This window comes from Ureibacillus thermophilus (genome assembly GCF_004331915.1).
Classification (GTDB): domain Bacteria; phylum Bacillota; class Bacilli; order Bacillales_A; family Planococcaceae; genus Ureibacillus; species Ureibacillus thermophilus.
Window position 1 is genome coordinate 1,567,161 of the sequence record NZ_CP036528.1, and the last position, 21,183, is coordinate 1,588,343.

A 21,183-nucleotide genomic window follows, 5' to 3' on the forward strand; every position below is an offset into this window, starting at 1 on the left:
TCCAAGATTTTATCAGTAAACTATTTTTATTTCAATATAAAGGTATTATTTTGCATAAAAAGAATAATATAAGTAGAATTTTTCTGAAGGAACCAAAATTTTTATTACCACAAAAATATTTTAAAATAATTTAGAAAATTCAATTCAAGCAAAAAAAACCTCCAGAACACTCTGGAGGCTTATATTAATGATTCTTTCGAATGAAGGAATCTCGAATAAAAAAATAGCATTTGATAAAAAGAAGGAAGGTGATTGCTCCTGCAGTGTCGAGCAATACATCTTGAAAAACACCTGTCCGTCCTTCAACGAGGGTTTGATTGTATTCATCTAACATAGCAATGAAAAACGTACAAACGCAAGAAATAACCGCAGAAAAACTCCATCGCAATTTCCTAAATAGCAAATACAAGAGTGCGGCAACCATTCCGTAACCTAAAAAATGCATCGCTTTGCGAATTAAAAATTCAACAAAATAGTAGTAGCCTCTTGTTTCAATGGATATCGTCCGACCCCAGTAGTTCACTTCAATTTTGCTTAACACGTCATAAAAGGGCTGGTCGTGAAGGATTTCCCTCAATTCTGGAACAATCGTCTGCTGTTCATAAGGCATGCTAGATAAATAATATAAAACAAGGAGCGCGATGATTACAAAAAACAAATATTTTTTCATCGGTGATCGGTGTAAATATTTTGTTTAGTAATGGTTTGTATGAAAGAAAGGCCTTGAATAGTTTGTGCTTCCTCATAAGCCTTAATATTTGTCAGCAGCTGTTCCTTTGTTCTCGCTCCAACGACAATAGATGCAACAGCAGGCTGGCTTAAATTGAAGGCGATAGCAGCTTTATGGACGGAGCCGAATTCCTTTTCGATTTTTTCTAAAATTGAAACGAGCTCCTCTTTAGAATAGTTTAAATAGGAGTTGATTTTTTCCACCCGTCTTTTCCATTCATTCGTCAATAATCCTTGTGCGATAGAGCCTCTTGTGACAACCGAAACTTTCTTTTCTTCAAAAAACGGGAAAAATTCTTCCGGACGGCGGTCGAAAATACTGTATTGCATCATATTTGAAATTCCGTTGCTTTTTTCAAAAAACGGCTGAAACACATTTGGACGAATGGAGGAAATGCCGTATTCGCGGATGAGGCCTTCTTGTTTTAATTTTTCAAAGGTTTCAATGATGTCGTCCCACGGATCGTCAATGGTGCCCCCATGAAGTTGATATAAATCGATATAATCGGTTTTTAATCGGCGGAGGCTGTCTTTGATGCCTTCTTCGATATGCTCTTTTGAGGCATCCCAGTACCAGCCGTCACCCATTTCATTCCAGCGGTTTCCCACTTTTGTGGCGATGTAGACTTGATCGCGGTAAGGTTTTAAACATTCCCCGACAACTTCTTCATTGACGCCTTTATCATAAAGATCTGCCGTATCAAAATAATTGATGCCGTGCTCAAGGGCGGCTTCAATCACTGGTCTTGCCTCGTCCACTGATGTCGGCAGAGACATGCATCCTAAACTAAGTTCAGAAATTTCAAAAGCGCTTGATCCTAATCTTCTTTTTCTCATGGAATCCCCCGCATTCTTTCGTTTTCTCTCACTTATGGTCATAAAAAAATTATCATAAAACGCATTCAAAAGCTAGCAATAGCAAGGGAATGGAGAATACGGATCATTCATTTAAATTAAACGCCCATCATGAGCACTATCTATCTTTCAATAAAGAGGTTGAATCATTGCCGAATCCGAGAATCCCATTGAAAGAACCGCAGCGAATCGTTGCGAATTATCGTGAAAAATCAGCTGAAATCAAAGAAAAGATGGCCCGATTGAAAAAAAGTTGGATTCGGCAAAATTGAAAAGCTTTGAAGCAATGGGGCTTGGAAATACATTTTCAATTAAGGCTATCCACGCGGAATGGGAAAAACTCATTCCGCGATTGAATATGGGACGGTAGAGCAATTGATGATATGCTTTCCCATTTTTTGAAATACCCAAAATGGGACTTCAGGATGGGATGATTGCATTATAGTAAATTGGAAGGGAATACTTTTGGAGATTATTTCGCATAAAGGTAATCAGATTCTTCAAAAACTTTCTAAAGAGCATACCTAATTTCGAAGCACACTTATTATTTTATTCTATTAGAAAAGGTTGAATCGAATAGGTAGCTTTCTTCTTGTTAGACATTCGAGAATAATGGTGGGAAGAAAATGAGACTTAAAAAACATTGTCATTTATTGCCGAATGTCCGATGTTGTAAAATAATGTAAAACATAATAAAAGTAATAGTGGGATTTTACATTTGGGAGGTCTAATGAGTGACAACACCATATCAGAGCAAATACTTTGCTTATGAATTAACGAAACAAAATTCCTCACATTCGATAGGGCGGTTAAGTCAATCACTCATTAATGCGACGGTTGATTTAAATCCACATCAGGTGGAAGCAGCTTTATTCGCCTTTCGTGCTCCATTAGAGAGGGGAGCTATCTTAGCGGATGAAGTAGGATTAGGAAAAACAATTGAAGCGGGACTTATTATTAGTCAATTGTGGGCAGAAAGAAAGCGGAATATTCTTATTATCGTGCCACCTCCACTAAGAAAACAATGGAATCAAGAACTTTGGGAAAAGTTTTATATCCCATCTATTATTCTAGAAAGTAAAAACTTCAACGAGATGGTACGTTCTGGTCATCGGAATCCTTTCTTGCAACAAGATCAAATTGTGATCACTTCGTATCAATACGCTCGAAATAAAGCGGATATGCTACAAAAAGTAAATTGGGATTTAATTGTCTTTGACGAAGCGCATCGTATGCGGAATGTGTATAAAAAATCAAATAAAATTGGACGTACATTGAGAGCGGCAACAGCTGGTTATCCGAAAATCTTATTGACGGCGACGCCATTACAAAACTCTTTAATGGAATTATACGGGCTTATTAGCTTTATCGACCCTCATATTTTTGGAGATGAAACAACGTTTAGACGTCAATTTGCCCGCGGCACGAAAGAAATGTCGGAAATGGATTTTATTGATTTAAAGCAACGTATTAAGCCTGTTTGTCATCGTACGTTAAGACGGCAAGTTACCGAGTATGTGAATTATACACAGCGTATTCCGATTACTCAGGAGTTTATGCCAACGAATGCGGAATGGGAATTATACGAAAAAGTATCTGCGTACTTGCAGAGAGAACAACTTTTTGCGTTACCGACAAGCCAAAGGGCATTAATGACATTAGTTGTCCGGAAATTGCTGGCATCTTCTTCCTTCGCTATTTCTGACACATTGCTTTCTCTAATTAAACGACTTGAGCAGTTACTACTGGAACTAGAGCGAGGAAAAACAGAAATAGCCGCAGAGCATTCGGACGTTTATGCAGATGTAGATGAATTTGATGATACAATGGAAGAGTGGGGAGAAGAGGAACAGTCATCATACATAGGTGAATTATCGCTAGATGAAATGAAACGCCTTATTCAAGAAGAAAAACAAGAATTAGAAGCATATTACTTGCTAGCTAAATCGATTAAAGAAAATTCAAAAGCGGAAGCATTGTTAATTGCGCTTGAAAAAGGATTTGAGAAATTAAGAATGCTAGGTGCAAATGAAAAGGCGGTGATTTTTACAGAATCACGAAGAACGCAAGCTTATTTACGTGAATTTCTCGAGCGCAACGGCTACGCTGGCAAGATTGTATTTTCGTAAATATTAATATATTTAATATTTCTAAGATAAATAGTGAAGTAAGAGGCGGAAAATCACCAAAAATTAAGCGTTTAAGTGAGTAGAAAAATATTGCGGAATCCGTTGTAAGAGTCATTGCCAAGCAACAAACGTTATATAGTTCTAAACAACTAAAAGATCCTGCCGTTCAACAACAAATTATTAAAGAAGTTAGTGAAACTTATACGGTATCTCAGTTGTCTTTATTTGAAGAAGAGCCTCAAAAAATGGTTGAAGAAATGGTTGCAAAAGCAGTCGAGTTACTTCCTGATTTGTCTATTGAAATTCCGCGAATTATTTTGCAACCGACCGAAGAAATTTCATGGGGCTATCAAGATTTTGATTTAGATTGCAGCTTGATTCCGAAACTGCAACCAGTTGCTGAAAATATTTTGATTGAGCATTTGCGTACTCATCAAAGAGAAGTGTTACAAATTAAAAAAGATGTAAATACAACAGAAGAGCGTTTAGAAGATTATCTTGTCTTTCACCTAATGGATTATCCGGCTGTTTCTTATGAAGATCATGCTGAGTTGTTGTATAAGCTGTCAGGCCAGTTGATTTCTTATCTTCGCAGTTATTTAAAAACAGAAGATGAAGTAAAAAATGTCGTTGTTTACAATCAAAAACGTTTCGCACAGTTGATTTATGGGCAGATGAAAGAACATTATTATGAAGAGCCGACAAATTATGAGGTCATCGTTCGAGTTGGTTTTGATACATTAAAAAGCAGCAACGTAGCCGTGGACACCAATGAGGAAGTACGTGATTTTCGACAGCCAGTAGCAAATAAAGCGGCGATTCGCAGCATGTGCTTTGGTGGCTTTAAAAAATGTTTATATCGAACACAAAAATTTGAATCTGACGCTGAACGAAAATTTGCGGTCATTTGTGAAAGCGATCCGTCTGTTTTAAAATGGCTGAAACCAACGCAAAATCATATCAAAATTTACTATAATCAAACACAAGCATACATCCCGGATTTCATTGTTGAAACAGATGAAAAAATGTATTTATGCGAAATCAAGGCAACAAACAGAATCGAAGAAGACCAAGAAGTTGCTCTGAAAGCGCAAGCTGCCATCACATGGTGCCAACACGCTTCCAAGCACGCCCTCGAAAATGGAGGAAAGGAATGGGTTTACTTATTAATTCCGCATGATGATGTCGATTCGAACAAGACAATTAAGGGATTAGAAGCAATTTATAAAGAAAATTAGTGTAAATTATGCATTTTGACGGTAAACCCGAAATATGAGAGATAAATAAAAAACTCTCCCCTTCTAGTCTATACGACGAATAGCCCTTCAATCCCAATGTTTTTCGGGATTGAGGGCTATTTTGCCATTGCAAATTTTTCACGAATTGTTTTAGACCATGGCAAATAAAGATTTAAATTTTTCTGTCTGTTGATGGATTGGTAAACGAGGGAGATCCGACAACACTTTTACTTAAGTATTGATAAAATATATACCATTTTTTCATCCAAACTTAAGGCTTATTTAGGAGGATCATCATGATTACAGGAGAAATAAAAAATAAAGTTGATCAAATTTGGACAACTCTATGGACAGAAGGATTAACGAACCCGTTAACGGCGATTGAACAATTAACCTATTTGTTGTTTATAAAAAGTTTAGATGAAATCGAAACAACGAAGGAGCAGGAAGCGGAATTTTTAGGTTTGGAACATGCGAGCCTCTTCCCGAAAGATAAGCAATATCTTCGTTGGCATCAGTTTAAACAATTGGGCAGTCCAGAAGAAATGTATCGCATCGTTTCGCAAGAAGTGTTTCCGTTTATAAAAAATTTGCACGGGAATGAAGATACTGCTTTTTCAAAATACATGAAAGATGCCATGTTTCAAATTCAAAAACCAAGCACTTTGGCCAAAGTTGTGGATAGCTTGGATAATCTGCCAACCTCCGATCGAGATACAGCAGGGGATATATATGAATATGTACTATCAAAACTTTCAACGTCAGGTACAAACGGACAATTTCGTACACCACGCCACATTATTAAAATGATGGTAGAGTTAATGAAGCCCGCCCCTGAAGATAAAATTATTGACCCGGCAATGGGATCTGCTGGTTTCTTGGTCGAAGCGAGTGAATATCTGCGTAAAAACTATAGCGATTTATTCCTTGTCCAAGGTTTAAAGGACCATTTCCATAACACAATGTTTTATGGATATGATATGGATATTACCATGCTACGGATTGGCGCCATGAATATGATGCTCCATGGTGTAGATAATCCAAACATTTCCTATCAAGATTCTTTGTCTGAAGAAAATAAAGATATCGAACAGTACACATTAGTTCTAGCCAATCCGCCGTTTAAAGGTTCACTTGATTACGAAGCAGTATCCAATGATTTGTTAAAAGTGGTAAAAACGAAAAAAACAGAACTCTTATTCTTAGTGCTGTTTTTAAGAATATTAAAGCCAGGTGGACGTGCTGCGGTCATCGTTCCAGATGGAGTGTTGTTTGGCAGCTCCAAAGCTCATAAAGCCATCCGAAAAGAAATCATTGATCATCATAAATTAGAAGCAATTATCTCCATGCCAAGCGGAGTATTTAAACCATATGCAGGTGTATCCACTGCCATTATGATTTTCACAAAAACAGGTGCTGGTGGAACGGACAATGTATGGTTTTATGATATGAAAGCAGACGGATATTCGCTGGATGATAAACGGACAGAAATTGAAGAAAACGATATACCAGATATTATCGAACGTTTTCATAATCTAGAAGCTGAAAAAGAAAGAAAACGAACAGAACAATCCTTCTTTGTACCTGTCGAGGAAATTCGGGAAAATGACTATGATTTGTCAATTAATAAATATAAAGAGATGGAGTATGCGAAAGTGGAGTATGAAGCCCCTGAAAAGATACTAGAAAAAATACAAGATTATGAAAATGAGATGATTCAGGGAATTAATGAATTAAAAGCTTTACTAAAAGGATGATACTGTTGAAAAAGGAATTTGTTAAATTAGGAGAACTATATAATATAACTTCTGGTGGAACTCCATCAAGAAAGAATAATTTATATTATGAAAAGGGCACAATACCTTGGATAAAGACTGGCGATTTAAAAAAAATGTACATTTCGGAAGCAAGTGAATATATTACTCAGTTAGGATTAGAAAATTCATCAGCTAAAATGTTCCCAAAAGGAACAGTCTTGCTTGCTATGTACGGTGCAACCATTGGTAATTCTTCCATATTAAATATAGATGCAGCTACGAACCAAGCTTGTGCCGCTTTTTTACCAGATAACCGTATAAAACCAGAGTTTTTATATTATTATTTAAACAGGATAAAAAACAAATTGGTTGCGTTAGGAGTCGGCGGGGCGCAACCTAATATTTCAATTAGTATTTTAAAAGGCATTGAGATACCTTTATTAACTTTAAATGAGCAGGAAAAAATAGTTTCATTATTAAATAAATCAAGGGCACTAATAGAAAAACGCCAAGCTCAAATTGCAGCATTAGATGAATTGACACAAAGTGTATTTATAGAGATGTTTGGGGATCCAGTTACAAACCCTAATGGATGGGAGATAGTAGATTTAAAGGAAATAGCGGAATATTTTATTGGATTAACCTATAAGCCTAATGATGTTTCAGATGAAGGTATAGTTGTACTTCGCTCTAGTAATATCCAAAATGGTGTGATTGATTTAAATGATATAGTAAGAGTTAAAAAAGAAGTTAATGACAAATTATGTGTAAAACAAAATGATATTTTAATGTGCAGCAGAAACGGAAGCGCAAGATTGGTTGGGAAAGTTGCTTTAATTCCAGAACTTGAAGAAAAAATGACCTTTGGTGCGTTTATGACCATTATTAGAAGCGAATACTACAATTATTTATATAATTATTTTCAAAACATCGCTTTTAGAAGACAAATAACAAGCGGGGCAACTACTACAATTAATCAGATAACCAAAAAAATGTTGGATTCTATAAGATTGCCTTTGCCGCCTATGAGTCTACAAAATGAGTTTGCCCATAAGGTAGAACAAATTCAATATAATAAGAAAATATTGCAAACAAGTTTGTTAGAACTAAATAATTTGTATAATGCTCTAATACAAAAAGCATTTAAAGGAGAACTTTTCCATGACAATTTAATGTGAGGGGGTGAAACAGATAATGAACTTCAGCTTTTTGCAAAAAAAGGAATCTTATCAAAACTTCGCAAATGCCTGTATTGAAGCAGAGAAAGCAATGCTTGTCAGTTCGGCTACGTGTGCGATTTTATCGCAGGGCTCTAGAGCTTGCGGTGAAATGGGTTTATCAGTTTGACAGTGATTTGAAAATGCCTTATCAAGACAATTTATCCAAACTTCAAAGTGTTGGAAGTCAATGAAAATCCATCTATGTATAACGTGAACGAGTGGATGAAATCGAACGCAGTAGATAAACTTTTGTCGTGTGGATCCTTTTCGAGCTAACGGAAGAAGTTCTTGAAAGTCTTCACTTGGATATTGTGTTAACCAGCAAGGGGGGCGTCTGAAAAGTTGAGACGTCTCCTTTGCGGCTTTAGCTAGTGCTTCACCACAGTTAAATTGCGACGAGGAGGCGCGTTTTGTGACCACCGCAGGGAAAGTGTTTAAGAGAATATTACTATAAGAAGTAAGGCTGTTCAGAAAGTGTTCGACTTTCTGGACAGCCCCTTGTAAGTATTTGGATAATTTTAATTCAATTTCTTAAGTTTCAATAGTCGTTTGTGCTGTTGGAGCGAAGTTTGTTACAACAAGAACGACCGGTGAATTTTGAATAATTTCTGATTCTTCAGGAACTGCGATTGTAAGCAATCCATTTTCATCTTCACCTGGATTATATGTCAATAAGTCCTGCATTACTTGCACACCATTTACATAAACAGTTAAATAACTATTATTAGCCGATAATTCTGGAAGTGTAACTCCTACTGTTCCGGTATCGTCCATGAAATCCTTTGCGTAAATTGTTAACGTATCCTCACCTGTTACAGTAGAATTGACTAAATAAAAAAATTTTTTTACATCTGGAACAGTTGCTACAGTTGTCGAAGCATTAATTGCAAGCTTCAATATTTCCAATGCCATGGTTTTGCCTCCTTGAAGAATTTTCGTTTTATTGTATGGCGAAATTTTTTGTTTACTTGGGCATATTATAAGAAAAAACAATAAACAATTAGTAACTAATTGGGTGGAGCGGAATAATGACAAATAATTTACCTAAGCCATTTTTAACAATCCCTCATTTACCACCAACAGAGTTTTCTTTTCGCATTCCAAAAAAGATTGAAGTTTTTGAGTTTTATACGAATTCCAATGGCAAATCAAGAATCTATAGAGATCAAGATGGCATAACGAAAGGAAAAAATCAGAAAATCATGGACCCAAGTACAGTTTCCTATATGAATTTATTTATTAATGGCGTGCTGCAACCCAAAGAAAATTACGAAGTCCAACGCGGCATGATTAAGTTGAAAACACAAGACCTACCCCCAAAAGGCGCACCGATTATTCTGCAAATGTTTAAGTTTTGAAGCATGGCTATCTTTCTTAGAGGGATGTAGATTAAAAGCTTGTTGAATGGACTGTAAATCGTTTTTATATGAGTGGAAAGTTTGAATCATATTGACATTTTATGGACCAGTTTTTACCATTAAACATAATTAAAAAACTTTCCATTTTAACACCTGTATTATCAGCATCTCTTCCAGGAATACCCATATTTATCTGTTTTGCAATTTCTTAGTACTTTCCTATACGGCTTCTTCAAACAATGGATCGATTTCTCTTATTTCCTCAGGAAGAATGTCATCCATGCTACATTCAAAACTTACTTGAACCCACCAATCAGGAGTTGCATGTTCATTGATATAATTAATTTTGACAGTTGTTTGAATGTTACGGCTCAATATTGCAGCTAAACCTGTAGCATAAAAACGCGGAACATAACCTAATTTGCTTCCTAATCCACCATAAATTGCAATTGCATTTTTATCTACGGGATTTTCAGGTTCCAATTTTAAGTACACACGATTAGTCGTGCGCAAAATATCTGCCCAGTTATGAGGTAAGTCTTTTTGATGTCGCATACCATTTATGTAAAATGTTGTCATCAGTTTGTTGTCTTCCACTTTTAATGGTTGCTCAAATGAATAAGTGTCATTGGCAGTTTTTCCTCGTGTCCGTTCCAATAATTCCATTTTGGAAGCGTTTCGATCTAATTTTAATTCTTCCAAAATTTGTGTGAAGTCAGGTCGTATTTCAGACGGTAAGCGACGATCGAATGCGGGAAACAATTCAGTGGAAGTATAAATTTTCTCTAGGTCTGGAAAGGCAGGATGTAACATATACCCATTTTCTAAAGCTTCTTTTACCTTTTGTTTACCTTTGCTTTCCCATGTATAGCGAAATTCATACTTATTATCATAAAAGGATAAAGTACCGATATGGTAATTTAATCGTGTTTCCTCATTCTGCCAAACAACCCAGAGAGATTTATGTTTTCCCATTATTCATTAATCCTCCCCATAATACCATTTCAAAATCGTTTCACTTCTATAATATAAATTGGTTATTAACCATTGTTTTTGAATTCTTGATAAAAGCTCACATTGTTGGATAATATTTTCATACTCTTTAAAATCAAAATTGGTAATTCGTTTAATGATTACTTCCGATTCTTCAAAAAAGTGCTTTTTTAAATAAAGTATCATTTCTTTCGATTTTACTTGTTTTTTTCAAAAAGTCCCGCCTTAACTTTTGAATTCCTCATATATTTTTCTAATTTCGTTTTATTTTCTATGTATTCTTTTAGCATTACATCGTCAAACCTAAAACCTAGTGAGGCACCGTTATCGTATATTGTAGAAAATTCTATATCATCCATTGATTTAAAAAGTACCATCCAATTAAACGGATGCCGATCTTGATTGCCAATTAAAATATCAAAAAAATTCATTTCAATAAAATTTGGTTTGATTTGTTCCCAAAACTTTAATTTTTTTATAAAATCAAAGCCATATTGTATTAAATCATAACTACTTAATTTAGAATTTAATAATGAATCATATCCCGATAAATTTCTTAATAAAACTCCACCTTCTTCATTCATAACACCCTTTGGTATAAAATTTTTTAATAAGCAGCCTCTTTTGCCATTACGTGTAACAATTTCAACATCCATCATAGAAAGATTAAGAAGTCTTCCTATTTCTGCAGCTATAAATTCCGTGATATCCTCTGTAACCGTCAAGTAGAATTAAACAATTTTCCACAAATAATTTTAAACAGTTTTCTACAATTAAGATTCAACAGTTTGCTAAATTAAAATAATACCTTTCTGTATTTCATACGAATGCTATCCGTTTCGTTATCGAAAGTGATAATTTCACTCCTATGTAATAAACGGTCAAGTATAGCTGTTGTTAAAGTAGGATCACCAAGAAATTTTCCCCATTCATTTGGCCCTTTATTAGAGGTTAGAATGAATGCTGCTTTATCATATAAATCATAGATAAACTGGAAAAATAGATTGGCTTCCTGAGTCTCGTAAGTCATGTACATGACATCATCAATAATAATTAAATCCGAAGCTATAATACGTTTGTAGCGTATTTTAGATTTATTGATATATTCTTTTGTTTTTAAAATATACATAAGCTGATTCATGGAGACAAAGGATACTTTGTATCCTCTCTCCACAGCGTGTATTCCTAATGCAACGGATAAATGTGTTTTTCCTGCTCCTGTTGGTCCCATCAAAATTAAAGTAAAAAATTCTTCAATCCAATTCAGTTCTTTTAATACATTTAGTTGTTTTTCACCAAGAGCTGTTTGTTCCTTCAAATCATAGGTATCAAACGTCAATATTTCTGGGAACTCTGCCCATTTCATTAATCTCTCATTATTTTTCTGCTCTCTACATCGCATCTCATAGCTTAAGATTTCATAAACCAGTTCATGATATGTCCAATTCTTTGCTTCAGCTTCACGGAGTAAATTCGGTAATTCTTTAGCCGTCTCAGCGAGGCGCAAGGTACGACATTTATCTTGTAAAATTTCATAGGGATGATGATTCATTCATTTTCACCTCCAGATAAGACTTTTAAATAAATGTCTTCGGATCGTTCTGGTGCTGATAAATCTTTATACTTCTCATTCAATTCAACGATTTTAGGTGAACTTTTTTGATATTGTACAGATAATGCATGTGCAATATCCCGAAAATCATTTGCACTGGTCATTCCAAGTTTCTTCATTTCAGATAAAGCTTCCTCACAATGATTTGGGTAAATTCTGATGGCTTGTTGTAGTACTTTGAGTTGATCCACTAAATGACGTGGATATCGTTCTTTCAATTTGTGTATTAACCATTGAATATTCTCTTTATCTATGAATGTTTCTTGAATTTGATGAATTAAAAGATCTCGTTTACTTGTGCTATGTTCCCGATGGGAGGGATCTGTAATAATCAATCCTTTTCCTTCGGATATTCGGTGCTTTGCTAACTCCATCCCAGTTTCTTTCAGTCGAATAATTAACCAACCATCCTCTTCTTGTAAATAAGCAAGATTTGGGGCATCTGCTCTATATGTTCCTTTAGGAACGCTATATCGATTTCCTTCATAACGAATAACATTGTCCTTATGGATATTTCTTGTTATACTTGGAGTTGAAACATTTGCGAAAATGTAAGTACCAGAGACTTTCTTTAAGTGTTGCTTTTCCAGGGCGTGCACTTCAGAAGGTCTCTTTTTCGTATTATGATGAACTTTATAGTTTCCTGTTCTTTTCAACCAAGCGTGGCACGATTGATTCCAATCTGAAAGATGATCGAATACTCGATTTTTGCTAAAATTATTTTTTACAAATTTCACAACCTGTTCAATTTTACCTTTTGATTCCGGATCACTCTTTCTACATAAATAAACATTAAATTTACGGGTATGATGATATTTAGTAAATTCAGCTGTAAGAATTAAATCACCTGCATTTTCACTAACTGCTAATAACGCATCTTGGTCATAGACCATTTCTTCTGGCATTCCTCCAAAGTATTCAAATGCATTTTCATGCATTCGAATCATATCGGAAGTACGAAAAGGTCGATCGAGCCATTCTACATATTTATATCTTGAATGTGATAAAACAAATGCGATAAAATACAACTTTTTATTCTCACCTTGTCTGTTTTTGACGGTAGTTTGTCCAAAATCCACTTGAGCCTGTTTTCCCATTGGTAATTCTGGAACTACACTATATGTCCTCTGAACCTTTACCTTTGGAATCCGATAGTAATCCCTCATTTCGTTTAAATAATTTCGTACAGTGTTCTCAGCGACTTCCCTGAAACCTAACTTTTCTTCCAACCAATCATAAACTTGTGCAGCAGTTAAATCAGGATGTTCCTTCAACCACCCTAGAATTTGATCATGATAAGGGTCTAGTTTCTTTTCTCTTGTACGTAATGTACTTAAAAATTCTTCAAACTCATCAGTACTCATATTCAAATAATCTATCACTCTATTTCTTGAAATATTTAGTTTTCTTGCAATAGCACTCTTGGAGAATCCCTCTTTGTATAAACGATGAATCTCGATGTAAAGCATAAATCTGTTCACTCCTAATTCCTCACTTTCAATAGACTAGTAACAGTATATTTGAAAGTGATTGATGGTGGGGAAACTGTTTAATCTTATTTGGGGAATTCTGTTGAGTTCTATTTGTGGAAAACTGTTGATTCTAGTTTAGCGTTTACACAAAAAATTTAGCACATTCTTTCAGAAAAGGGGAGAGGGCTTTCTGAAGGAATGTGCAAAAAAATGGCTCTTTTGTTCCGAAATAAAGTGATAATTTACACCTGGATTTCAACAAAATTATTTAATAGAGCACGTATACTTACAACTCCAACATATTCCCCATTTTTCGTTACAATAACATCATCATATAGATCTTCTTCTTCCCGTTCCATCGCCATTCGGCTCACTTCTACAATTGGATGGTCATAGTCAACAATTAAAGGATTTGTTTTTGCAACAAGTTTACTTTCCCTTCCCATGTAAAGATTATAACCGTACAGTGTTCCGATTTTTTGATAGAAATGTGTTCTTGTAATATGTCCAATTGGCTTTTCATCTTCAACAACAACAATTCCCCTTAAATTTGGGTTCTCCGAAAATAATCGATCTACTTCTTTACTTTTTACTTTCGGGCCAACAGAAGGTACCTTTTTGGCAATCCTGCCAATCTTCATTGCAGATACGTTTGTATACGTTAACATTTTATCCCTCACCTATTTACATACGTGATCTTTATTTTGGAAGTGTTCCTAATTTCACATCAATATCTGGTCGTCCAATGGCATAGCCTTGTCCATAATGGATTCCGATTTTTTGAAGAAATTGAATCTCCTCCATTCGTTCAATCCCCTCAGCTATAATTTTTGTTCCAGATTGTTCTGCAAAGTTGTAAATAAGCGATACAATTTGTTGACTCGGTTCTACCGTATCAATATGTTGTATAAGTGTTCTGTCGATTTTTACAAATTCCGGTTTTAAATATACGAGGGATTTTAAACTATTGTAACCTGAACCTACATCATCAATTGCAATTCGGTATCCTTGGTTTCGATAATGGTCAAGAACCCGTTCGAACTCTTGATAATCCGTCACTGCACTTTTTTCTGTCAATTCAAAAACAACATTCTCTGGAGATATGTTTAGTTCATTTAATAGTTGACGTGTTTCCCCAAAATTATAATTTTTATCTAATAAAACATATGGATGAATATTTATAAATAAAACAAATTGATGATTGTTAAATTTATTATCTATTCTTTCTAAAAATCGATTGAAAGAAAGATTACGGCAAAACCTTTCGAATTTAAACACTAAATCTGTTTTTCCTACAAAATCATAAAATTGGTCAGTAGTGGGGAATAAGTCTGAGTTGTTTGGACGATTTAATGCCTCGAAGCCAAATGTTTCATTCGTTTGAATATTAACGATCGGTTGGAACACGGTAGTCATATCACCATGGCGAATAATTTTTTCAAGTTCATGAATGCGTTTTACATACATTAAATCTTCTTGGTAATGGTTAAATATTCGCTTTAAATATGAAATCAAATTACTATTTTTCTCTTTCGTAAATAAGGCTGATATCATAGTTACTCCTTGTTGATTTAAGGGATTATTACCTATTTTAATACAGTAATGTTAATTTTGTGTTAACGCTCTATATGCTAATTGTAAAGGTAAAAAATAAAAATAAGCCCTTCAGAGCGTAATACTCTTCCAGGCTTATTCTTCTTACAAATTCCTCTTAATTTCGTTGATTTTCTTTGTTAATTCATTAAATTGAGTATCTAGTTGTTGATACTTTTCATCTGTTGGTGTTAAAAAACTTAGCTTCCCTAACACTTCTTGCCGCTCCGTCTCTAACATTAATAGCAATTCTTTTTGATCATTGCTTTCAATTGGTTCCTTGTCGTATTGTTTAACAATTCTTTGATTTTTAATGGATAACTGTACATTTGTCGTTTTTTCAATAAAATAACGGTCGTGAGATACGACAATGACAGTTCCGTTATAGCTTTCTAATGTTTCTTCTAACTGTTCACGAGATGCAATATCTAAATGGTTGGTCGGTTCATCTAGTATTAGCACATCCTTTTCTTCAAGGATATAAAACATCAATTTACACTTAACACGCTCACCCATACTCATATTGCCAATTGGTTCTTCCCAAGCTGTGGCAGAAAAACCAAGATGCTTCATTAAATTTTGTACTTTTCCTCTTTCTTCAAATGTTTCTCTGAAAAATAGCTCAGCCGGCGTTTTCTCATTGGGTAAATCAAATACTTCCTGCGTTAAATACCCAATGGATGCTGATTTTGACACCCATATCTCACCTTCTGCAAGTTCACGTCCCATAAATATATTTAATAATGTAGTTTTACCACTGCCGTTCGGACCTGTTATGGCTACTTTTTCACCGTATTGAATGGTGAAGTTGGCATTTTCAAATAACAATCTATTATCGTACATCTTAGTTAAATTTTTTACTTCTATAAATCGTTTACCTCGTTTAGCTCCACTTTGAAGTGTAAAGTTCACTTCATATTCAGGATTAACTCGCTCAACCTTAGCTTTTTCCAATTCTTTTTCGAGCCTTTTTTTCTTTGACTTAATTTGCGTATCCATTCTTTTTGCTTTTTTACGATAATATTCTTTATAGCCTTCTTGTTTTGTTGATTGAGCATGAGCTTTTCGGGACCAGGAAGATAATTCTTGGATTTGTATTTCAACTTTTTCAATCTTCTTCTGTTGTTTTTCATATTCCCTTTTTTGGGATTCCCTTCTTTTCTTTCGTTCTTTCATGTAACTCGTATAGTTTCCTTTATGTTCATAAAGTTTTTTATCTTCAATTGCCCAAATCTTAGTAGCTACTTGATCTAAAAAATAACGGTCATGGGAAACGATTATTACAGTCCCATTGTATTGTTTTATTTCTTCTATTAGAAGATCTGTACTTTCTTCATCTAGATGATTTGTCGGTTCATCTAGCAATAATAATTTTGCATTTTTTGATATCCCTTCTGCTAAGCGCGCCTTTAACTTTTCTCCACCACTTAATGTTGAAAAAGAATTAGGTGGTACAGACCATTTCGAAAAACGCATTGCAGCTTCTTGATTTAATGAGTTTATAGAGAAGTCTTGCATTTCCTGTTCTACCATGGCAATTGTCGCATTAGAAAACCATGTTAACTGACCTTTTGACGGTTGAATTTTTTTGCTTATAAGCTGTAAAAGTGTAGACTTACCAGCTCCGTTTTTTCCTATAATACCTATACGATCCCCTTCTTGTACCGAACCGGTAATATTATCAAAAATTAAGTGATCCTTAATTTCATAACTAATTTGAAACTTTAATAATTCTTGCATACATATCCCTCACTTTTGGGAAGAAAAAAATCCTCCCATAATTTTGGAAGGATTAGTCAGCAAAATGAATACAACATGTAAAATGAATGATTAATAAAGCTAACTTTTATAAAAGTAGCCTAATACATTCATATTGCACTGTTATTCATTTTATTTATATAAAAATGGGCAGACTAATCCTATTTTTTATTGAATAAATTCAATTTACATAAAAAATAAGATTAGTTATCCATTGTCCACCCATCTTCCTTTCAGTCATTTTTCAAAGCCATTATATCATATATACGAGTGAGTGAAAATAATGTACTTATTTGCTTCCTAATGCAACTTTTATGTGGACTAAATAATGATTAATATGCCATGCGCAAAAAGGCTTTATAGAAGATTGAATTAAAAATTTCACTCAATTAATGAATATTTTCACGGGTACGTCGAACGTTTTTAAGTACTACTTTACTTTTTGGAATGCTCGGTATTTTATCCTTTGTTATATATAGTTCCTTCATAATCCATTTTATTCAGTAAATACTCTAGACTTAATTTCATCACAATTGTTAATTGTTCTCCAGGGCAACGATGGGTTGTTTCATATTCTCCTCCTCCTTGAGGAATAAAACTAAAAAGATTTCCTTGCCACTTTGCAAAACGTTCAGGATAAAACTCATCGGGGTTTTCCCACATTTTCGGATCGTGATTTGTTCCGTAAATATCTAACAACACTAATGTACCTTCTTCAAACAGATAATCATTCCAAGTAAAATCCGCTTTCACCTTTGCAGCAACAAATGGGAAAAAGGGATAATATCGTCTTACTTCTTGAATAAAAAAGTGAGCATAGTCTGGGGTTGTTTTCAGCTTAGTTCTTTCATGAGGAAATTGGTTTAATGCCATTACACACTACCGTCGCATAAATGATGTCTGAATTTTCAGTTTTATTTTTTTCTGGACTTTAGAGAAAAAACGAAAACACCTAAGCGAGGGTAGTAAACATCCATTTTTTTACTATAACCTATGACTTGTGCAACAACGACTGGCAAACCTTTATGGGACGCCGTTTCCTTCGATTTTTCGTAACCAAATGTGAGCGGATTTCCACAAAGAAGCCTTCAAATAGCGACTAATTTGTAAGTAACTGCGTTCGCTATTCGTGTTCAACTGAGCTAAAACATTCAGACAGTACACTATCATGGCTACGTACACTTGATGATGTACAGCTTGTTCACTGTGACCAAAAAACTTTTTAATGTTCAGATGTTGTTTCATCCATTTGAAAAAAAGTTCGATTGCCCAACGTGATTGGTAGGTTTCTGCAATTTCATCTGCGTCAATGTCAAACCGATTTGTCAGTAAATGAAGCTCATTTCCTTTTGTATCATGCAATTTGAGTAAGCGAAACACGTTTTCAGAACGATTTTGTGGTGTTCCAATGACAACCATTTCATCAGAGAATACGGGTGAATCTTCTGGTAACGAAAAGGATTCTAACACTCGGACAACAGCGTTTTTACGCAAACGGGTCACAAAGAAATAGCCATCTTCCGTCATTTGATCAAAGCGCCCATAATCCAAGTAACCACGATCAAACACGTACATGCATTCTTTGTCATCCACGAATACTTCTAGTTGACCACGATCATGTTCGTTGGCATTCGTGAGTACGGCTTTATCTGGATAGGAGAGTCCTTTTTCCATAAAAACAAGTCGTAAGTGAAGCTTTACTCCTGATTTTGTTTTTCGAAACTCTGCCCACTTATGATTGGTCAAATGAAGCGGTAATGTACTCGAATCAATGATTTTCAAAGGCGTTGTCACTTTTCTTCTTGTTTGGAAATTGGTTTTCCGATGAATTTGTGCCACTAAATCGAGAAAAATCGTTTGAAAGAACTCAGTTGGGATGGTATGGATTCGTCTCCCTAACTGTGAAAAACTAATCGATTCCAATCCCGTTGCTCGTTGTAATTCTTCTAAAAAGACAACGTCACTCAACGCCCGTAAACTCTCGGTTTCATGGAGTTGGGCATACAAAAGCAGTTTCATAAATGAAGCCATATAAAGTTTCTTGGTATAGTGATTTAATTGATGTGTTTTCACTAGGTCGTCAAATAATGGACGATGAATCGGTGAAAACCATTGTTCAAATGATGTTTTTCGTGTAAACTTATCCATGGTTTTGTCCTTTGTATTGGATTTGGATGGTTTACTACCACCCAACCATTATAAAGGATTTTTTTGTATTTAGATTATATTTCAGAAAATTCGGTTTATTCGAAGGTGTTAAATTATTTTAATGCGACGCTAGTGATAAAAATTCCAATCAAAAAAAACTCCCGAAGTGACGCAAAGGGCCTTTCAGGAATGGCGGATTCAGTTATTATTTCATTAGAAATCGTTCTTGATTGAACGTAAATGGTTGAGGTCCAAAAATCCAATACGTTGAGGACTTTTGGGAGGTGAGATGTTCCATCCTCATTTCAATTGGATTCAATCTTATCAAAAATGGTAAAAAATGATAAAAATGTAATTATCTAAAAAAGGAGGTACAACATGAAGAAACTTATATTCGCAGCATTATTATTATTGATCGCCCTTCTTACAGCGTGCAATGCAGATGAGGAGGGCAAGGCAAACGAGGCTCAACAGCAGGAAAAGGAAACGGATAGCGAAGGCATCAATGTCGACAAAGGGTTATTCAATGTGGAAGTGACATTGCCGGCCAGCTTCTTTGAAGGCGGGGATATTGATCAGTCTATTGCGGAAGCGGAAAAAGAAGGGATCGAAGTGACGAAGAATGAGGACGGATCCCTTACTTACAAAATGTCGAAAACAAAGCATAAGGAAATGATGTCCGAGATGAAAACATCCTTGCTCGAAACAATCGAGGATTTGAAAAATGGCGAAGATTTTGCATCGATCAAAGATGTTGAATACAACAAGGATTTCTCTGAATTTACGTTATGGGTGGACAGAAATGATTATGAAAACAGTTTCGATGGATTCGCCGTTTTTGGATTGGGTCTATCGGGCGCAATGTATCAGCTGTTTGACGGCGCCGATCCGGAAAACTATAATGTCAGACTCGTTGTAAAAGATGAGGCGACCAAAGAAATCATCGGCGAAGCGAATTATCCGAAAGATTTGGAGAAAATGGAAGAATAATAAATAGGAGGTTATCACGATGAAAAAATGCTTTTATCCTTTTGCGATTTTCATGTTATTCCTTTCATTGACGGCATGCGGTGAAACGACGGAGGAAAAATTGGACGGAGCTGTAGAGAAAACGGAAACCGAACAACCGGCGGAAGAAACACAAGCGGATGAGGCGTCGGAAAATGAAAACGACATGAATCAAGTGATTGTCGATAATGATAACGTGAAAGTGACACTTGTGAAAATTGTAAAGAAAGAAGATTCGATTTGGGGCAGATCGGTAGAAGTGGTTTTCGATGTTCAAAACAAACGGCAAGAATCCATTGAAGTGCAGGCACGGAGCGTTTCTGTGGACGGACGCATGGTGGATGAGACGTTATTGGTCATGAGCCAAGAGGTGGCACCGGGCAAATCGGCCACTGCCAAATTGAAAATCGAGGAACTGGATGGATATGAATTCCCGGAGTTTAAAGAAAACTTGGAAATGACCTTGCATATTTTCTCTTGGGATAATATGGATTATCAAGAAAATCATCCGGTCAAAGTGACATTTTAAAAGTAAGCCGCTTGAGATGAACAACAAGTCCTTATTGATGGAAAACAACCTTGTAATGATTCGTATAGTTGGAATGCCAATTAGTCTGTCAATTGGTATTCCTTTTTTATTGGTTGGATAGCATTGATGATTATGTGTCAAAATCAAAGATATATATTTTTGTTAGCATTTTTTTTATCACTACTTTAAGCCAGCAAGAAATAAGATTTTGAGCAACTGCATCATAAAATTAAAAATAACTGGCTCATTGTTTATTCTGGTAGAAGTTCCTTAATTTAGAAGAAGTTTTTGCTATGGTAAGAGATCGTGTTGATTCAACGATTGAAGTGTTAAAAGATAGTGGGGATTTAGATAAAAACGAATATCATAAGGTGTTGTTAAATGGAATTTTTTAAAAAATGATTGCTTATCCATCGTTTTGTATAGAAATGAGGAAAATTAATTTTTTTTATCAACCCGATATTCGTAAATTGACAATAGTATATTTGTTTAAATAGTACTGTATAACCATTTCTTAAAAGACGGGCTAAACATATGCAGTTAACTATTCTTTCATCAATAATTTAAGTGCCAACATCATAAATATTCTGATTTTGGCACTTTTTCATGTACGCCCGGCACCGGTGTAATCTCCGGGATGCAAGTTCCGAACAGTACTTCTCCAATTTCCATCCCTATTTCCAATCCTTCTTGTCTCCACATCTCTGCTAATGTCACAACTAATTCACTCCCTTTTTCCGTTTTTATATATTCAATCACTATGCTTTTCCGATTCGACAACAAT

Annotated in this window: 21 protein-coding genes and 1 pseudogene; 9 read left to right on the plus strand and 13 right to left on the minus strand. The window is 35.1% G+C overall.

Annotated features, from left to right (window positions below; all coding sequences use genetic code 11):
• Window positions 1-184: 184 nt before the first annotated feature.
• Window positions 185-658 (minus strand): VanZ family protein, encoded by a 474-nt coding sequence (locus DKZ56_RS07780; protein WP_245989366.1) that lies wholly within the window; start codon window positions 656-658, stop codon window positions 185-187.
• Window positions 659-666: 8 nt separating this feature from the next.
• Window positions 667-1,566: an aldo/keto reductase gene (locus DKZ56_RS07785; protein ID WP_208649469.1), complete on the minus strand. Its 900-nt coding sequence runs from the start codon at window positions 1,564-1,566 to the stop codon at window positions 667-669.
• An 89-nt stretch (window positions 1,567-1,655) separates the two neighbouring features.
• Here DKZ56_RS07785 and DKZ56_RS07790 point away from each other — a divergent pair, with 89 nt between their 5' ends.
• The 6 genes and pseudogenes from DKZ56_RS07790 to DKZ56_RS07815 all read left to right on the plus strand — a co-directional run.
• Window positions 1,656-1,856 carry a restriction endonuclease subunit S domain-containing protein gene (locus DKZ56_RS07790; protein WP_208649470.1) on the plus strand — a complete coding sequence of 67 codons (201 nt, stop codon included), beginning with the start codon at window positions 1,656-1,658 and terminating at the stop codon, window positions 1,854-1,856.
• Window positions 1,857-2,318: 462 nt separating this feature from the next.
• Complete coding sequence (locus DKZ56_RS07795) at window positions 2,319-3,713, plus strand: DEAD/DEAH box helicase (protein ID WP_245989368.1); 1,395 nt, start codon at window positions 2,319-2,321, stop codon at window positions 3,711-3,713.
• 245 nt (window positions 3,714-3,958) lie between these two features.
• Entirely contained in the window at window positions 3,959-4,951 is a 993-nt protein-coding gene (locus DKZ56_RS07800) for a hypothetical protein (RefSeq protein WP_245989370.1), read from the plus strand.
• Window positions 4,952-5,247: 296 nt separating this feature from the next.
• Window positions 5,248-6,708: a type I restriction-modification system subunit M gene (locus DKZ56_RS07805; RefSeq protein WP_208649471.1), complete on the plus strand. Its 1,461-nt coding sequence runs from the start codon at window positions 5,248-5,250 to the stop codon at window positions 6,706-6,708.
• A 5-nt stretch (window positions 6,709-6,713) separates the two neighbouring features.
• Window positions 6,714-7,886 carry a restriction endonuclease subunit S gene (locus DKZ56_RS07810; protein WP_208649472.1) on the plus strand — a complete coding sequence of 391 codons (1,173 nt, stop codon included), beginning with the start codon at window positions 6,714-6,716 and terminating at the stop codon, window positions 7,884-7,886.
• Between the two features lie 16 nt (window positions 7,887-7,902).
• A pseudogene (locus DKZ56_RS07815) lies at window positions 7,903-8,098 on the plus strand (hypothetical protein); the annotation flags it as partial.
• Window positions 8,099-8,459: 361 nt separating this feature from the next.
• Here the strand turns inward: DKZ56_RS07815 and DKZ56_RS07820 are convergent.
• Window positions 8,460-8,840, minus strand: a complete 381-nt coding sequence (locus DKZ56_RS07820) for a DUF4183 domain-containing protein (protein ID WP_208649473.1) — start codon at window positions 8,838-8,840, stop codon at window positions 8,460-8,462.
• A gap of 116 nt (window positions 8,841-8,956) precedes the next feature.
• On the opposite strand from DKZ56_RS07820, the gene DKZ56_RS07825 reads away from it, so the two are divergent.
• Window positions 8,957-9,286, plus strand: coding sequence for a DUF4183 domain-containing protein (locus tag DKZ56_RS07825; protein ID WP_208649474.1), 330 nt, complete (start codon window positions 8,957-8,959; stop codon window positions 9,284-9,286).
• A 219-nt stretch (window positions 9,287-9,505) separates the two neighbouring features.
• On the opposite strand, the gene DKZ56_RS07830 is transcribed toward DKZ56_RS07825, so the two are convergent.
• The 9 genes from DKZ56_RS07830 to DKZ56_RS07870 form a co-directional block, all read right to left on the minus strand.
• Window positions 9,506-10,261, minus strand: a complete 756-nt coding sequence (locus DKZ56_RS07830) for an HIRAN domain-containing protein (RefSeq protein ID WP_208649475.1) — start codon at window positions 10,259-10,261, stop codon at window positions 9,506-9,508.
• A 215-nt stretch (window positions 10,262-10,476) separates the two neighbouring features.
• Entirely contained in the window at window positions 10,477-11,004 is a 528-nt protein-coding gene (locus DKZ56_RS07835; protein WP_208649476.1) for a HipA domain-containing protein, read from the minus strand.
• Between the two features lie 71 nt (window positions 11,005-11,075).
• Window positions 11,076-11,831 carry an IS21-like element helper ATPase IstB gene (gene istB, locus DKZ56_RS07840; RefSeq protein ID WP_016839664.1) on the minus strand — a complete coding sequence of 252 codons (756 nt, stop codon included), beginning with the start codon at window positions 11,829-11,831 and terminating at the stop codon, window positions 11,076-11,078.
• The gene (istA, locus tag DKZ56_RS07845) at window positions 11,828-13,360 is read right to left on the minus strand and encodes an IS21 family transposase (RefSeq protein ID WP_016839663.1); all 1,533 of its coding nucleotides are present in this window, start codon (window positions 13,358-13,360) and stop codon (window positions 11,828-11,830) included. Before istA ends, istB begins: the two co-directional genes overlap by 4 nt.
• Before the next feature lie 245 nt (window positions 13,361-13,605).
• Entirely contained in the window at window positions 13,606-14,031 is a 426-nt protein-coding gene (locus tag DKZ56_RS07850; RefSeq protein WP_245989372.1) for a CBS domain-containing protein, read from the minus strand.
• 31 nt (window positions 14,032-14,062) lie between these two features.
• Window positions 14,063-14,917: an EAL domain-containing protein gene (locus tag DKZ56_RS07855; RefSeq protein WP_208649477.1), complete on the minus strand. Its 855-nt coding sequence runs from the start codon at window positions 14,915-14,917 to the stop codon at window positions 14,063-14,065.
• A gap of 144 nt (window positions 14,918-15,061) precedes the next feature.
• Entirely contained in the window at window positions 15,062-16,696 is a 1,635-nt protein-coding gene (abc-f, locus tag DKZ56_RS07860; protein WP_208649478.1) for a ribosomal protection-like ABC-F family protein, read from the minus strand.
• 477 nt (window positions 16,697-17,173) lie between these two features.
• Window positions 17,174-17,587, minus strand: a complete 414-nt coding sequence (locus DKZ56_RS07865; RefSeq protein WP_245989374.1) for a cytochrome P450 — start codon at window positions 17,585-17,587, stop codon at window positions 17,174-17,176.
• A gap of 150 nt (window positions 17,588-17,737) precedes the next feature.
• Entirely contained in the window at window positions 17,738-18,862 is a 1,125-nt protein-coding gene (locus DKZ56_RS07870; protein WP_208649479.1) for an IS4 family transposase, read from the minus strand.
• Window positions 18,863-19,240: 378 nt separating this feature from the next.
• On the opposite strand from DKZ56_RS07870, the gene DKZ56_RS07875 reads away from it, so the two are divergent.
• On the plus strand, window positions 19,241-19,852 hold the full coding sequence (locus tag DKZ56_RS07875) for a hypothetical protein (RefSeq protein ID WP_208649480.1): 612 nt from the start codon (window positions 19,241-19,243) through the stop codon (window positions 19,850-19,852).
• A 19-nt stretch (window positions 19,853-19,871) separates the two neighbouring features.
• Window positions 19,872-20,399, plus strand: a complete 528-nt coding sequence (locus DKZ56_RS07880) for a hypothetical protein (RefSeq protein WP_208649481.1) — start codon at window positions 19,872-19,874, stop codon at window positions 20,397-20,399.
• 576 nt (window positions 20,400-20,975) lie between these two features.
• Here DKZ56_RS07880 and DKZ56_RS07885 read toward each other — a convergent pair.
• On the minus strand, window positions 20,976-21,116 hold the full coding sequence (locus DKZ56_RS07885) for a hypothetical protein (protein ID WP_208649482.1): 141 nt from the start codon (window positions 21,114-21,116) through the stop codon (window positions 20,976-20,978).
• Between the last annotated feature and the right edge of the window lie 67 nt (window positions 21,117-21,183).